The 14,634-nt window shown below is 70.2% G+C and carries 10 protein-coding genes and 1 pseudogene; 3 read left to right on the forward strand and 8 right to left on the reverse strand.

The genetic code is table 11. The features are described from left to right. Nucleotide 1: 1 nt before the first annotated feature. The 5 genes from pgi to tkt are packed head-to-tail and all read right to left on the reverse strand — an operon-like array spanning nucleotide 2 to nucleotide 7,321. Nucleotides 2-1,648, reverse strand: a complete 1,647-nt coding sequence (gene pgi / locus H4N64_RS01900; RefSeq protein WP_186280289.1) for a glucose-6-phosphate isomerase — start codon at nucleotides 1,646-1,648, stop codon at nucleotides 2-4. After that, nucleotides 1,641-2,576, reverse strand: coding sequence for a glucose-6-phosphate dehydrogenase assembly protein OpcA (opcA, locus tag H4N64_RS01905; RefSeq protein WP_186280290.1), 936 nt, complete (start codon nucleotides 2,574-2,576; stop codon nucleotides 1,641-1,643). Before opcA ends, pgi begins: the two co-directional genes overlap by 8 nt. After that, the gene (gene zwf, locus H4N64_RS01910) at nucleotides 2,573-4,102 is read right to left on the reverse strand and encodes a glucose-6-phosphate dehydrogenase (RefSeq protein ID WP_186280291.1); all 1,530 of its coding nucleotides are present in this window, start codon (nucleotides 4,100-4,102) and stop codon (nucleotides 2,573-2,575) included. Before zwf ends, opcA begins: the two co-directional genes overlap by 4 nt. Continuing rightward, the gene (tal, locus tag H4N64_RS01915; RefSeq protein ID WP_186280292.1) at nucleotides 4,099-5,226 is read right to left on the reverse strand and encodes a transaldolase; all 1,128 of its coding nucleotides are present in this window, start codon (nucleotides 5,224-5,226) and stop codon (nucleotides 4,099-4,101) included. The genes zwf and tal overlap by 4 nt, the downstream gene beginning before the upstream one ends. 19 nt (nucleotides 5,227-5,245) lie before the next feature. Then, nucleotides 5,246-7,321 (reverse strand): transketolase, encoded by a 2,076-nt coding sequence (gene tkt, locus H4N64_RS01920; protein ID WP_186280293.1) that lies wholly within the window; start codon nucleotides 7,319-7,321, stop codon nucleotides 5,246-5,248. Nucleotides 7,322-7,466: 145 nt separating this feature from the next. On the opposite strand from tkt, the gene H4N64_RS01925 reads away from it, so the two are divergent. Continuing rightward, nucleotides 7,467-8,357, forward strand: a complete 891-nt coding sequence (locus H4N64_RS01925) for a helix-turn-helix domain-containing protein (RefSeq protein ID WP_186280294.1) — start codon at nucleotides 7,467-7,469, stop codon at nucleotides 8,355-8,357. Nucleotides 8,358-8,415: 58 nt separating this feature from the next. Here the strand turns inward: H4N64_RS01925 and H4N64_RS01930 are convergent, their stop codons facing one another. Together H4N64_RS01930 and H4N64_RS01935 are read right to left on the reverse strand one after the other, a co-directional pair. Beyond that, entirely contained in the window at nucleotides 8,416-8,946 is a 531-nt protein-coding gene (locus H4N64_RS01930) for a hypothetical protein (RefSeq protein WP_186280295.1), read from the reverse strand. A gap of 86 nt (nucleotides 8,947-9,032) precedes the next feature. Then, entirely contained in the window at nucleotides 9,033-10,418 is a 1,386-nt protein-coding gene (locus tag H4N64_RS01935; protein ID WP_186280296.1) for a glycoside hydrolase family 16 protein, read from the reverse strand. 426 nt (nucleotides 10,419-10,844) lie between these two features. Here H4N64_RS01935 and H4N64_RS01940 point away from each other — a divergent pair, with 426 nt between their 5' ends. Further along, complete coding sequence (locus H4N64_RS01940) at nucleotides 10,845-12,077, forward strand: RNA-guided endonuclease InsQ/TnpB family protein (protein ID WP_336246617.1); 1,233 nt, start codon at nucleotides 10,845-10,847, stop codon at nucleotides 12,075-12,077. A 34-nt stretch (nucleotides 12,078-12,111) separates the two neighbouring features. On the opposite strand, the pseudogene H4N64_RS44760 reads toward H4N64_RS01940, so the two are convergent. Further along, a pseudogene (locus H4N64_RS44760) lies at nucleotides 12,112-12,563 on the reverse strand (L,D-transpeptidase); the annotation flags it as partial. A 297-nt stretch (nucleotides 12,564-12,860) separates the two neighbouring features. Between H4N64_RS44760 and H4N64_RS01950 the strand changes: the two are divergent. Beyond that, nucleotides 12,861-14,633: a sulfatase-like hydrolase/transferase gene (locus tag H4N64_RS01950; RefSeq protein WP_186280298.1), complete on the forward strand. Its 1,773-nt coding sequence runs from the start codon at nucleotides 12,861-12,863 to the stop codon at nucleotides 14,631-14,633. Nucleotide 14,634: the final 1 nt, after the last annotated feature.

The following is a 14,634-nucleotide window of genomic DNA, read 5'->3' on the forward strand; positions in this document are numbered from 1 at the left end:
TTCAGTGCACTTCCTTCAGTTCACGGTAGGCGGCCACGAGAGCCGCGGTGGAGGAGTCGAGGCCGGGGACCTCGGCGCCCTCGGTGAGGGCGGGCTCGACGCGCTTGGCGAGGACCTTGCCGAGCTCCACGCCCCACTGGTCGAAGGAGTCGATGTTCCAGACGGCACCCTGGACGAACACCTTGTGCTCGTAGAGCGCGATGAGCTGGCCGAGGACCGACGGGGTCAGCTCACGGGCGAGGATCGTGGTCGTCGGGTGGTTGCCGCGGAAGGTGCGGTGCCGCACCTGCTCCTCGGCCACGCCCTCCGCGCGGACCTCCTCGGCGGTCTTGCCGAAGGCGAGCGCCTGCCCCTGCGCGAACAGGTTGGCCATCAACAGGTCGTGCTGCGCCTTGAGTTCCTCGCTCAGCTCGTCCACCGGCCGGGCGAAGCCGATCAGATCGGCCGGGATCAGCTTGGTGCCCTGGTGGATCAACTGGTAGTAGGCGTGCTGCCCGTTGGTGCCGGGCGTGCCCCACACCACCGGTCCGGTCTGCCAGTCCACGGGGTGTCCGTCACGGTCCACCGACTTGCCGTTGGACTCCATGTCCAACTGCTGCAAGTACGCGGTGAACTTGGACAGGTAGTGGCTGTACGGCAGCACCGCGTGCGACTGGGCGTCGAAGAAATTGCCGTACCAGATGCCCAACAGGCCCAGGATCAGCGGGGCGTTGGCCTCGGCGGGGGCGGTCTGGAAGTGCTCGTCGACGAGGTGGAAGCCGTCCAGCAGGTCCCGGAACGCCGCCGGACCGATGGCGATCATCAGGGACAGGCCGATCGCGGAGTCGAACGAGTACCGGCCGCCGACCCAGTCCCAGAACTCGAACATGTTGTCCGGGTCGATGCCGAACTCGGTGACCTTCTCCTCGTTCGTCGACAGCGCGACGAAGTGCTTCGCGACCGCCTTCTCCTCGCCGCCGAGCCCGGCCAGCAGCCAGGAACGCGCCGAGGTCGCGTTGGTGATCGTCTCGATCGTGGTGAAGGTCTTGGAGGCGACGATGAACAGCGTCTCCGCCGGGTCCAGGTCGCGCACCGCCTCGTGGAGGTCGGCACCGTCGACGTTCGACACGAACCGGAAGGTCAACTCCCGTGCGGTGTAGGGCCGCAGCACCTCGTACGCCATCGCCGGGCCGAGGTCGGAGCCGCCGATGCCGATGTTGACGACGTTCTTGATGCGCTTGCCGGTGTGGCCGGTCCAGCGCCCGGAACGGACCCCCTCGGCGAAGGCCGTCATCTTGTCGAGGACCCGGTGCACCCCCGGCACCACGTTCTTGCCGTCCACCTCGATCACCGCGTCCCGAGGGGCGCGCAGCGCGGTGTGCAGGACCGCCCGGTCCTCGGTGATGTTGATGCGGTCGCCGCGGAACGTGGCGTCGCGCAGCCCGAACACATCGGTGGCGACGGCCAGTTCCTGGAGCAGGGCGAGCGTCTCGTTCGTGACGAGGTTCTTCGAGTAGTCGATGCGCAGATCGCCGACGCGCACCACATACCGGTCCGCGCGCTCGGGATCCGCGGCGAACAGGTCACGCAGATGGACGTGCCACTCGGCGCGGTGGTCCTCCAGGGCGGTCCACTCAGGCCGCCGGGTGAGCTTCGGGGAGTCAGACATGAGAGGGGGTCTCCTTGGCGACCTCGCCCCGCAGGGCGACGGCGTACATCTCGTCCGCGTCGAGGCGCCTGAGCTCCTCGGCGATGAGTTCGGAGGTGGTGCGGACCTTCAGCGCGAGGGTGCGCGAGGGCTGTCCCGGCAGGGAGAGCGTGGCCAGCGGGCCCTCGGGGCGGTCGATGACGATCTCGCCGTTCGCGGTGCCGAGCCGTACGGCGGTGACCACCGGCCCGGCGGTGACGATCCGGTCGATCTTCACCCTCAGCCGTGCCTCCAGCCAGCGCGCGAGCAGTTCGGCGGCCGGGTTGTCGGCCTCGGCCTCCACGGCCCCCGAGATGATCTGCTCCCGGGCCTGGTCCAGGGCCGCGGCCAGCATCGAGCGCCACGGGGTCAGCCGGGTCCAGGCGAGGTCGGTGTCGCCGGGCGCGTAGGAGCGGACCCGGGTCTCCAGGACCTCGAAGGGGTTCTCCACCGCGTACAGGTCGGTGATCCGGCGCTGGGCGAGCGCGCCCAGCGGGTCCTTGGCCGGGTTCTCGGGCGCCTCCACCGGCCACCACACGACCACCGGGGCGTCCGGCAGCAGCAGCGGCAGGACCACCGAGTCGGCGTGGTCGGAGACCTCGCCGTAGGTCCGCAGCACGACCGTCTCGCCGGTGCCCGCGTCGGCGCCCACCCGGACCTCGGCGTCGAGGCGGGAGGCGGTGCGGTCGCGCGGGGTACGGGCATGCCGCTTGATGACGACCAGGGTGCGCGAGGGGTGCTCGTGCGAGGCCTCCTCGGCCGCCTTGATCGCGTCGTAGGCGTTCTCCTCGTCCGTGACGATCACCATCGTCAGGACCATGCCCACGGCAGGGGTGCCGATGGCGCGGCGACCCTGTACGAGAGCCTTGTTGATCTTGCTTGCCGTGGTGTCGGTCAGGTCGATCTTCATGGCCTGCGCCAGCTCCGTCCGTCTCGTGCGAGCATCTCGTCGGCTTCCTCGGGGCCCCAGCTGCCCGAGGCGTACTGCGCCGGCCTGCCGTGCCGCGCCCAGTACCCCTCGATCGGGTCGAGGATCTTCCAGGACTCTTCCACTTCCTGGTGACGGGGGAACAAATTGGCGTCGCCGAGCAGGACGTCCAGGATGAGGCGTTCGTACGCCTCCGGGCTGGACTCCGTGAACGACTCGCCGTAGGCGAAGTCCATCGTCACGTCCCGGATCTCCATGGAGGTGCCGGGCACCTTGGAGCCGAAGCGGACGGTGACTCCCTCGTCGGGCTGGACGCGGATGACGATCGCGTTCTTGCCCAGTTCTTCCGTGGCGGTGCGGTCGAAGGGGGAGTGCGGCGCCTGCTGGAAGACCACCGCGATCTCGGTGACCCGGCGCCCGAGCCGCTTGCCGGTGCGCAGGTAGAACGGCACTCCGGCCCAGCGGCGGTTGTCGACCTCCAACTTCACCGCGGCGTACGTGTCCGTCGTGGAGGCCGGGTCGATGCCCTCCTCCTGGAGGTAGCCGCGCACCTTCTCGCCGCCCTGCCAGCCGGTCGCGTACTGCCCGCGCACGGTGTGCCGGCCCAGGTCCTCCGGAAGCTTCACGGCCTTGAGGACCTTCAGCTTCTCCATCAGCAGCGAACCGGCCTCGAAGGAGGCGGGCTCCTCCATCGCGGTGAGCGCCATCAGCTGAAGCAGGTGGTTCTGGATGACGTCACGGGCCGAGCCGATGCCGTCGTAGTAGCCCGCCCGGCCGCCGATGCCGATGTCCTCGGCCATCGTGATCTGGATGTGGTCGACGTACGACCGGTTCCAGATCGGCTCGAACATCTGGTTGGCGAAGCGCAGCGCCAGGATGTTCTGGACGGTCTCCTTGCCCAGGTAGTGGTCGATCCGGAAGACCTGCTCCGGGTCGAACACGTCGTGCACGATGGCGTTCAGCTCGCGGGCGCTGCCCAGGTCGTGGCCGAACGGCTTCTCGATGACCGCACGGCGCCAGGAGCCCTCGGGAGCCTCGGCGAGGCCGTGCTTCTTCAGCTGCTGGACGACCTTCGGGAAGAACTTCGGCGGTACGGAGAGATAGAAGGCGTAGTTGCCGCTGGTGCCCCGCGAGGCGTCCAACTCGTCGACGGCGGCGCGCAGTTGCTTGAACGCCATGTCGTCGTCGAAGTCACCCGGGATGAACCGCATGCCCTCGGCGAGCTGCTGCCAGACCTCCTCGCGGAAGGGGGTGCGGGCGTGTTCCTTGACCGCGTCGTGCACGACCTGCGCGAAGTCCTGGTCCTCCCAGTCCCGGCGGGCGAACCCGACGAGGGAGAAGCCCGGCGGCAGCAGACCGCGGTTGGCGAGGTCGTAGACCGCCGGCATCAGCTTCTTGCGGGACAGGTCGCCGGTGACGCCGAAGATGACCAGGCCGGAGGGGCCGGCGATGCGCGGGAGGCGCCGGTCGCGGGCGTCGCGCAGCGGGTTGGTCCAGTCGGTGGTCATTCCTGCTCCGCTCCCTTGCTCTGTAGGGACTTGGCGACCGCGTCCAGCAGCTCCTGCCAGGCGTCCTCGAACTTGGCGACGCCCTCGTCCTCCAGCTTGGTGACGACCTCGTCGTAGGAGATGCCGAGGCGCTCCACGGCCTCCAGGTCGGCGCGGGCCTGGACATAGCCGCCGGTGACGGTGTCGCCGGTGATCCCGCCGTGGTCGGCGGTGGCGTTCAGGGTGCCCTCCGGCATGGTGTTGACGGTGCCGGGCGCGACCAGGTCGTCGACGTAGAGGGTGTCCTTGTAGGCCGGGTCCTTCACGCCGGTCGACGCCCACAGCGGGCGCTGCTTGTTGGCCTGCGCGGTGGCCAGCTTCACCCAGCGGTCGGAGGCGAAGACCTCCTCGTACGCCTCGTAGGCGAGGCGGGCGTTGGCGAGGGCGGCGCGGCCCTTCAGGGCGAGGGCCTCCTCGGTGCCGAGGACGGTCAGCCGCTTGTCGATCTCGCTGTCGACGCGGGAGACGAAGAAGGAGGCGACGGAGTGGATGGACGACAGGTCCAGGCCCCGCTCGGCGGCCTTCTCCAGGCCCAGCAGATAGGCGTCCATGACCTCGCGGTAGCGCTCCAGGGAGAAGATCAGCGTGACGTTGACGCTGATGCCCTCGGCGAGGACCGCGGTGATGGCCGGCAGACCCGCCTTGGTCGCCGGGATCTTGATCATGACGTTGGGGCGGTCGACCAGCCAGGCGAGCTGCTTGGCCTCGGCGACGGTGGCCGCCGTGTCGTGGGCGAGCCGCGGGTCGACCTCGATGGAGACCCGGCCGTCCCGGCCGCCGGTCGCGTCGTACACCGGGCGCAGGACGTCGGCGGCGGCGCGTACGTCGGCCGTCGTCATCATCCGTACGGCCTCGTCGACCGTGACCCCGCGCACGGCGAGGTCGGCGAGCTGCTCCTCGTACCCGTCGCCGGATCCGATGGCGGCCTGGAAGATGGACGGGTTGGTGGTGACGCCCACCACGTGCTTGGTGGCGACGAGTTCGGCGAGGTTGCCGGAGGCGATCCGCTTACGGGACAGGTCGTCCAGCCAGATGGAGACGCCCTCGTCGGAGAGGCGCTTGAGTGTTTCGGTCACTGTGATCATCTTCTTTCTGGCGGTCGGATCAACCACGCGCGGCGGCCAGGGATTCCTTGGCGGCCGCTGCGACGTTCTCGGGAGTGAAGCCGTACTCGGCGAACAGGGTCTTGGCATCGGCGGAGGCGCCGAAGTGTTCGAGGGAGACGATGCGTCCTGCGTCACCCACGAACCGGTACCACGTCAGACCGATCCCGGCTTCGACGGCGACGCGCGCTCGCACGGACGGCGGAATGACGCTGTCCCGGTACTCGCGGGGCTGCTGCTCGAACCACTCCACGGACGGCATCGACACCACCCGGGTGCCGATCCCCTCGGCTTCGAGCCGCTCGCGCGCGGCGACGGCGAGCTGCACCTCGGAGCCGGTGGCGATGAGGACGACGTCGGGCGTCCCGGTCGAGGCCTCGCGCAGGATGTAACCGCCCTTGGCCGCGTCCTCGTTGCGCTCGTACGTCGGCACGCCCTGGCGGGTGAGGGCGAGGCCGTGCGGGGCCGGGTCGGTGGCGTGCCGGCGCAGGATCTCCGCCCAGGCGACGGCGGTCTCGTTGGCGTCGGCGGGCCGCACGATGTTCAGGCCCGGGATGGCGCGCAGCGAGGCGAGGTGCTCGACCGGCTGGTGGGTGGGGCCGTCCTCGCCGAGGCCGATGGAGTCGTGCGTCCACACATAGGTGACGGGGAGCTGCATCAGCGCGGACATCCGGACGGCGTTGCGCATGTAGTCGGAGAACACCAGGAAGGTGCCGCCGTAGACACGGGTGTTGCCGTGCAGGGCGATGCCGTTCATCTCCGCGGCCATGGAGAACTCGCGGATGCCGAAGTGGACGGTACGGCCGTAGGGGTCGGCCTCCGGCAGCGGGTTGCCCTTGGGCAGGAAGGAGCTGGTCTTGTCGATGGTGGTGTTGTTGGAGCCGGCCAGGTCGGCGGAGCCGCCCCACAGCTCGGGCAGCACCGCGCCGAGCGCCTGGAGGACCTTGCCGGAGGCGGCGCGGGTGGCGACGGACTTGCCGGGCTCGAACACCGGGACCGAGGACTCCCAGCCCTCGGGGAGCTGACCGGCGACCACCCGGTCGAACAAGTTCGCGCGCTCGGGGACGGCGGTGCGCCACTCGGCGATGCGCTTGTCCCAGGCGGCGTGCGCCTCGGCGCCCCGGTCGAGGGCGCGGCGGCTGTGCGCCAGCACGTCATCCGCCACCTCGAAGCTGCGTGCGGGGTCAAAGCCCAGCAGCCGCTTGGTGGCGGCGATCTCGTCCTCGCCGAGCGCGGAGCCGTGCGAGGCCTCGGTGTTGCGGGCGTTCGGCGCGGGCCAGGCGATGATCGTGCGCATGGCGATGATCGAGGGGCGCCCGGTCTCGGCCTGCGCGGTCTTCAGCGCCGCGTACAGGGCGCGGACGTCGACGTCGCCGTCCTCGGTGGGCTCGATGCGCTGGGTGTGCCAGCCGTAGGCCTCGTAGCGCCCCAGCACGTCCTCGGAGAACGCGGTCGCGGTGTCGCCCTCGATGGAGATGTGGTTGTCGTCGTAGACGAAGACCAGGTTGCCGAGCTTCTGGTGGCCGGCGAGCGAGGAGGCCTCGGCGGAGACGCCCTCCTCCAGGTCGCCGTCGGAGACGATCGCCCAGATGGTGTGGTCGAAGGGGGACTCGCCCTCGGGGGCCTCGGGGTCGAACAGGCCGCGCTCGTAGCGGGCGGCCATGGCCATGCCGACGGCATTGGCGACACCCTGTCCGAGCGGTCCCGTCGTCGTCTCCACGCCCGCGGTGTGGCCGTACTCGGGGTGGCCGGGCGTCTTGGAGCCCTGGGTCCGGAAGGCCTTGAGGTCGTCCAGCTCCAGCTCGTAGCCGGCGAGGAAGAGCTGGGTGTAGAGCGTCAGTGAGGTGTGGCCGGGGGAGAGGACGAAACGGTCACGGCCGGTCCACTCCGGATCCGCGGGATCGTGCCGCATCACCTTCTGAAAGATCGTGTACGCCGCGGGCGCGAGGCTCATCGCGGTGCCCGGGTGGCCGTTGCCGACCTTCTGCACGGCATCCGCCGCCAACAGGCGTGCGGTGTCGACGGCACGCCGGTCGAGTTCGGTCCATTCGAAGCTGTCCGGTGTCTGCGTGCTCATCTTCAAGAAGTCCTTGGTGGAAGCGGGTTTCTTCTCTGGCGCGTTCAAAAGTAAAAGTCTGACTTTTAGAGGGGAAGGTCGCCGTGTGTCAGCCTGTGGTGAAAGTGGGACACGGAGTGCGTGGCTGGGGCGGTACGAGAAGGACATGGTGGACAGAACGGTGCAAGGCGGCGGCGAGGACGGGATCAGAACCTTCCCCTTCCCGGTCGACCTGAGCGTGCTCGGCGTCGGCATGCAGGTCGGACCCATGCGCCCCGATCGCACCTGGCACGCCGATGTGCCGCTGGAGCGGGTGCACCGCATCGACTTCCACGTCGTGATGCTCTTCGACGAGGGCCCCGTCCGCCACATGATCGACTTCACCGAGTACGAGGCGGGCCCCGGCGATCTGCTCTGGATCCGCCCCGGGCAGATCCACCGCTTCTCGACGGCCGACGAGTACCGGGGAACCGTCCTCACCATGCAGCCCGGCTTCCTGCCCCGGGCGACGGTCGAGGCGACCGGCCTGTACCGCTACGATCTGCCGCCCCTGCTCCACCCCGACGAGCCGCAGCTCACGGCGCTCCGCTCGGCGCTCGGCCAGCTCCGCCGCGAGTACAAGGACACGACGCTCCCCCTGAGCCTGCACACCGCGGTCCTGCGCCACTCCCTCTCGGCGTTCCTGTTGCGCCTCGCGCATCTCGCGGCGAGCTCGCACGACACGGCCCGCCGGGAGGCCGGCTCGGCCTTCACCCAGTTCCGGGACGCGGTGGAGCGCGGCTTCGCCACCAACCACAGCGTCAGCGCCTACGCCGATCAGCTCGGCTGCTCCCGCCGTACCCTCGTCCGAGCGGTCCGCGCCGCCACGGGCGAGACGCCGAAGAGCTTCATCGACAAGCGGGTGATCCTGGAGGCGAAGCGGCTGCTGGCCCACACGGAACTGCCGGTCGGCCGCGTCGGCGCGGCGATCGGCTTCCCCGACGCGGCGAACTTCTCCAAGTTCTTCCACCAGCACACGGACATGACCCCGGCGGCGTTCCGGGCGGAGTTGCGGTAGGCGCCGGGGCGGTCAGTGGTTGTCTGCGGCGCCGTCGTGGCTGCTTCGCTCGGGCCGCTCAGGCAAACGGCTGTCCGCCCACTCCGACACGACGGACCCCTCGCGGCGAGAGTGTCATCGGGCCCATCCAGCCCATGTGGACGAGGGCGACCTGGGACGGCAGTGGGGTCACGGGGTCGACCGACCTGCCGTGCGACCAGTTCTGGAGCAGCCCCTCGGTGCTCTCCACGGCGGACACCACCATGGTCACCTTCAGCTCGCCGTCGCCCCAGGTGTGCCACAACGCCCAGCCCTCCGGTCGGGGTTGGACTCCGAATCGCGCGCAGGTCTCGTCGTAGTCCGCCAGGCCGCCCGGCTTCAGCAGCGCGGCACCGAAGAGCCGGACCCGGGGGCGGTCCTCCTCCAGGCAGCCGTCGCCCTCGAAATGGTAGTGGTGCAGCACCCGGGCCAGCGCGTTCACACGGCGCTGGAGCGGTGTCGCGTCCTCGGGGTCCGCGTCCGGGCGGGGCCAGCCCTCGTCGTACGCCGCCACCTTGACCTGGTGGGCGAGGCGTTCGATCTCGCGGAGGTAGTCCAGTTCGCTGAGCATGCGGCGCAGTCTCGCACCGCGGTGCGCGCCGGCGGTCCGAATTTTTCGCGCCCGGGGACCGGACCGCCGGCGGCTCACCGCTCCTCTCAGCGGCCGAAGTTGAACCAGTTCACGTTCACGAAGTCCGCCGGCTGTCCGCTGGTGAAGGTCAGATAGACGTCGTGCGTGCCCGTCACCGCGCTGATGTTGGCCGGGACCGTGCGCCAGCTCTGCCAGCCGCCCGTGTTGGCCAGCGCGAAACTTCCGATGGGCGCGTTGCTACGGCTGTCCAGGCGCACCTCGACCAGTCCGCTCACCCCGGATCCGGCGCCGCTCGCCACCCGGCCGACGAACTGAGTGGCCGCCGTGGAGCCGAAGTTGACTCCCCGGAACAGCGCCCAGTCGCCGTTGGCGATCGCGCCGATGTTCTGGCCGCCGCCGGTGTCCGAGGTCGCCTCGGTGATCGTGCCGGACTGGCTGTCGTGGGACTCGGCCTGGATGGCGCTGTAGGCGTCGCGGTTGCCGGTCGGCGGGGGTGTGGTACCGCTCCCACTGGACAGCACCTGGACATAGTCGACGACCATCGAGTGACCGGGCACGGTCGCCGCGTCCGGTCCGCCGCCGAACGCGTCGACGAAGCCGCCGCCCATCGCCACGTTCAGGATGATGAAGAAGCCGTGATTGGTGGCGTTGCTCCAGGTCGTCGCGTCCACCTGATCGGCCCGCACGGTGTGGTAGTTGATGTCGTCGACGTAGAACCGGATCTGTTCCGGGCTGGTCGAGCGGTCCCACTCCACCGCGTAGGTGTGGAAGCCCGCCTGGCAGGTGGTGCCGGGACAGGCGCGGGAACCGCCGATGCCCGTGGTCTCGTTGCAGGGGCCGCCGGGGCTCGTGCCGCAGTGCATCGTCGACCAGACGGTGTTGAGGCCCTGGACGTTCTCCATGATGTCCAGCTCGCCGACGCTCGGCCAGTTCCACAGGTTGCCGCGGTAGGGCGTGCCGAGCATCCAGAACGCGGGCCAGTAGCCGCGCGCGGCCGCGCCCGTGACGTTCGGCATCTGGATCCGGGACTGCACCCGCAGCTTGCCGCCCGCCGGCGGCTGGAAGTCGCCGCGGTTGGTCTCGATCCGGCCGGACGTCCAGTTGCCGGAGGCGTCACGGCGCGGGGTGATGCGGAGGTTGCCGGTGCCGTCCAAGGCGACGTTGTCGGTGCTGGACGTCATGTTCTCGATCTCGCCGGTGCCCCAGTTGGCGGGGCCGCCCGGGTAGCCGTGGCCGGTCGCGTACTGCCAGTTGGCGGTGTTGACGCCGGTGCCGGCCGCGCCGTTGAAGTCGTCGACGAAGACCTGCGTCCAGCCCGAAGGGGGCGGCGGAGCGGCGGCATCCGCGGACGCGACGGCGGCCGCCGCGAGGCCCAGGGCGCTGAAGAGGGCGACGAGTGCCCGACGCAGCGGGCGTCGTCGTCTGTGGGGAGTGCCGGAGCTTTCACTCATGGGAGGTGCTGCCTCTCGGGTACGGAGTGTGGGGTGCGGGGAGCCCTTGAGCACGCTTGAGAGCGCTCTCAAAGTGCCGCCAATGTGCTCCCCGGCGCTCAGGTCGTCAAGAGGTGAAGCAAGGAAATCCCGTTCACGGCACAGCGAGTTCACTTGTTTTTGCGAGGAGGCGCCGGCGTTGACGCCGGGGAGGATTCGCATCCCGGCATGGCGACGCGGAGCGTCGCCGCATCCGGTTCGTGGGCGCGGAGCGCCTGGCGACTGCCCGACACAGCCGGGGGCGGTGCGAACGCTCGTGCCTGTGGTCACCGGTTGGAGTGGTGATCGTGCGATCGGGTGCGCGTGTGCGGGCCTCGCACGTACGGTCGTATCAAGGGGTCGGCGGGCTCAGGTGGTGCGGTCCGGGGCGAGAGCAAGGGGGAGAGCGTGGCGGGAGTGGGGGTGGTCGAGGAGGAAGCCGGGCACGCCCGGTGGACGTTCCGGTTGCGCGTGTCGTCGACCGCACGCGCCGCGCTGATCGACGAGTGGGACCGGTGCCGCTGGATCTGGAACGAGAGCGTGGCCAAGTCCAGGCAGATCCATGCCCGGAACAGGACTCGGCCCGAGGACGCCGGCAAGGAGACCTGCGGCCCTGCCCAACTCGACAGGATGCTGACCGAGGCCCGTGCCCGTACTCCTTGGCTGCGGGAGGGAAGCTCGGTGCCGCAACAGCAGGTCATCCGCGACTTCGGGAAGTCCAGGGCGAAGGCGCAGAAGGCCATCCGCGAGCGGCTTCCGCAGCGGCAGCGGGCCGGGATGCCGGGGTGGAAGAAGAAGCGTGAAGCCCTGCCGAGCCTGAACTACACAAAGCGCGGGTTCCGTCTCAAGGACGGCCGTCTGCACCTGGCCGGGGGCATCGTCCTGACGCCGGTGTGGTCGCGGGACCTGCCCGCCGCGCCCTCCAGCGTGCGCGTGTACCAGGACACGGTGGGGCACTGGTACTGCTCGTTCGTGGTCCCTGTCCGGGTGCAGCCGCTGCCGGAGACCGGCCGGGTGATCGGTGTCGATTGGGGTGTCCGCGAAATCGCGACGACCACGTCCGACGCCCACGATCTCCCGCACGCCCAGCACGGGAAGAAGGCACAGGCCAAGCTGTCGCGGTACGACCGCATGATGGCCCGCCGCAAGCCGAAGAAGGGGCAGGCCGCCTCGAAGGGCTACCGGGAGGCGAAGAAGCGGCGGGCGAAGACCTACGCGAAGATCGCCCGGCAACGTCAGGACACGAGCCGCAAATGGGCCAAGCGCGTGGTCCGTGACCACGACGCTTTGGCGGTAGAAGACTTCCGGCCCAGGTTTCTGGCGAAGTCGACGATGGCGCGCAAGGCCGCTGACGCGGCGATCGGCGCCACCAAACGGGCTCTGACCGAGATGGCCCGCAAGCACGGCCGGGTCGTACACCTGGTGCACCCGGCCCACACCACGATGGACTGCGCGCACTGCGGGGCGAGAACCAAGCACGCACTGCCGCTGTCGGAACGAACGTATACGTGCACCGCGTGCGGAACTGCCTCGCCCAGGGACAAGAACTCCGCCCGCGTGATGCTCGTCCGGGCTGGTCTCAACCCGGCTGATGCCGAAGGCGTAAGACCTCCGGGAGCGCTGCTCTCGGAGGCGGCCTGAGTCAGGAATCCCCCTCATTCATGAGGGGGAGGATTCAACCCGTGAATGCGCTGCGCGCCTGCCCGGCCTGCCATTCCGCCCGGGACAGGTTCCAGCCGCCCAGCCCGTTGGCCGGATAGACCGTCTCCTTACCGGAGTTGGTCACGACCACCACATCGCCGAGCATCGAACTGTCGCAGAACTTGAAGCCGTCCACCGACTTGTCGTCCGCGCCCTTCGCGTCATGCAGCCCGATGCAGCCGTGGCTGGTGTTCTCACTGCCGAACACCGAGGTGGACGCCCAGTAGGTGCCGTGGATGAAGGTGCCGGAGGTTATTAGCCGCTGGGCGTGCGGGACGTCGGAGATGTCGTACTCGTCGCCGAGGCCCACCGTGGAGGACTCCGTCCGGGTCTCCTTGTACCGCTCGCTGATCACCATGATCCCGGACCAGGTGGTGTGATCGGCGTCGCGCCGGTGACCGGGTAGGTGCCGACGGTCTGCCCGTCCGGTGCGCAGCCGGGTGGCGGCAGGGGCGAGCCAGGACGGCGGGGACATGGGCGGCTCCTCGGGGCCAGAGGCCGTTCCAGTATCGGAGGCCGGATGCGGCGGCGTCCTCACCGGTGAGAGGGATATCGTGCCTCCGTTTGTGATCGTTTCGATGCCGTGGAGAAGGAACCAGGAGCCGGGGCTTTCCCTCTGAAAGGTCGAAACAGAGCGTTCACAGCGTGTGCATGGTCCTGGACCGACGGCTGCGATCACCATCGTCTCCGGACCCCCTGCCCGTCGCCTCCCAGGAGACATGTATGCCGAGCCGCCGCCGCTTCCTCACCGCGGCCGCCGCCGTGCCGGTCGCTGCCACGGCGGCCGTCGCGTGCGAGGAGGGCGAGAAGGCGCTGCCACCGACGGACGGCAGGCCCGCCTCCGCCGTACCGGCCGTGCAGTCCGGCTCGGACCGGCTGAACTTCGTGGTGATCCTCGCCGACGACCTCGGCCACGGCGAACTCGGCTCCTACGGCCAGAAACTCATCCGCACCCCCCGCCTGGACGCCCTGGCCGCCGAGGGCCTGCGCTTCACCGACGCCTACGCCACCGCCCCCGTCTGCGCGCCCTCGCGCTGCTCGCTGCTCACCGGACTGCACGCCGGGCACGCCACCGTCCGCGAGAACCCCTGGGGACCGGGCGGCCAAGGAGCGCTCACCGACCGGGACTTCACCTTCGCCGAGGCGCTCCGCTCGCTCGGCTACCGCACCGGCATCTTCGGCAAGTGGGGCTTCGGCCCCGAGCGGCCGGACCAGCCGAGCCACCCCAACTCCCGTGGTTTCGAGGAGTTCTACGGCTACATCGGGCACCGCCACGCCCACGACTACTTCCCCGAGTACCTCTGGCACAACGGCACCCGCCAGGAGATCCCCGCCAACCGCGGCGACGCCCGCGAGGTCTACGCGCCCGACCTGCTGAAGGAGCGCGCGCTGGCCTTCCTCGACGCGCACCGCGCCGAGCCCTTCCTCCTCTGCCTGACCCCGGCCCTGCCGCACGCCCCAAGCCAGACCCCGGACGACGGCGAGTACGGCGACCGCCCCTGGCCGGGCCCCGACCGCCGGCACGCCGCCCAGGTCACCACCTTCGACTCGCTGGTCGGCGAGATCGTCGACCGTCTCACCGGGCTCGGCATCGCGGGCCGCACCCTCGTCCTGATCACCAGCGACAACGGCCCGCACGAGGAGGGCCACACCAACCCCGAACTCTTCGACGCGAACGGCACGTTGCGCGGCTACAAGCGGAATCTCTACGAGGGCGGCATCCGCGTCCCGCTCATCGCCTGGTCCCCGAGGCACATCCCGGCCGGCACCACCGACCGCCCCACGCCGATGACGGATCTGCTCCCCACCCTCGCCGACCTCGCCGGAGCCCCCGCCCCGACCGACGTGGACGGTCTCTCCCTGGCCCCGCTGCTGCGCGGCTCGGGCCACACCGCCCGCCACAACCACCTGTACTTCTACCGCAACCACAGCGGAGTCACCCCGCGCGCCGACGCCGTCGACCAGGGCCGGGGCCGGCACCTCGCGGAGGCGCTGCGCCGCGGCGACCTGAAGGCGGTGCGGTTCGCACCGGGCCTGGACCGGGGCGCCCCCGACGACGAGTGGGACGTGGAGCTGTACGACCTGTCCCGGGACCCGGGCGAGCGACACGACCTGGCATCGGCGCGCCCGGCCCAGGCGGACGCCCTGGTGAAGCTGATGCGCGACTCCTGGTCGCCGACCTACCCGCGCAAGCCGTTCGGCCTCACGCTGGAAGTCACCGACAGGGCACCGGACTTCACCGTCACCGCCACCCTCGCCAACGGCTCCGCCCGACCCTGGACCGCCCCCCGCCTCACCCTCGGCGCCCCCGGCGGCTGGGACCTCCACGCCCTGGACCCGCTGACCGCCCCCCTCCTGCGAGCGGGCGACGAACTGACGGTCCGCTGGCGCGTCACCCCGGCCCGGGTCACCTCCGACACGACCCTCGCGTGCCGGGCGACGGCACGGCACGCGGGCGAGGAAGTGACCTACCTGGCCCGCACCCGGCTCGGCTGAG

It is taken from the genome of Streptomyces cupreus (assembly GCF_014257025.1).
GTDB classification, from domain to species: Bacteria; Actinomycetota; Actinomycetes; order Streptomycetales; family Streptomycetaceae; genus Streptomyces; species Streptomyces cupreus.

Coding starts and splice junctions, on each gene's coding strand:
- pgi (WP_186280289.1), bottom strand. CDS start 1,648: ATGTCTGACTCCCCGAAGCTCACCCGGCGGCCTGAGTGGACCGCCCTG.
- opcA (WP_186280290.1), bottom strand. CDS start 2,576: ATGAAGATCGACCTGACCGACACCACGGCAAGCAAGATCAACAAGGCT.
- zwf (WP_186280291.1), bottom strand. CDS start 4,102: ATGACCACCGACTGGACCAACCCGCTGCGCGACGCCCGCGACCGGCGC.
- tal (WP_186280292.1), bottom strand. CDS start 5,226: ATGATCACAGTGACCGAAACACTCAAGCGCCTCTCCGACGAGGGCGTC.
- tkt (WP_186280293.1), bottom strand. CDS start 7,321: ATGAGCACGCAGACACCGGACAGCTTCGAATGGACCGAACTCGACCGG.
- H4N64_RS01925 (WP_186280294.1), top strand. CDS start 7,467: ATGGTGGACAGAACGGTGCAAGGCGGCGGCGAGGACGGGATCAGAACC.
- H4N64_RS01930 (WP_186280295.1), bottom strand. CDS start 8,946: ATGCTCAGCGAACTGGACTACCTCCGCGAGATCGAACGCCTCGCCCAC.
- H4N64_RS01935 (WP_186280296.1), bottom strand. CDS start 10,418: ATGAGTGAAAGCTCCGGCACTCCCCACAGACGACGACGCCCGCTGCGT.
- H4N64_RS01950 (WP_186280298.1), top strand. CDS start 12,861: ATGCCGAGCCGCCGCCGCTTCCTCACCGCGGCCGCCGCCGTGCCGGTC.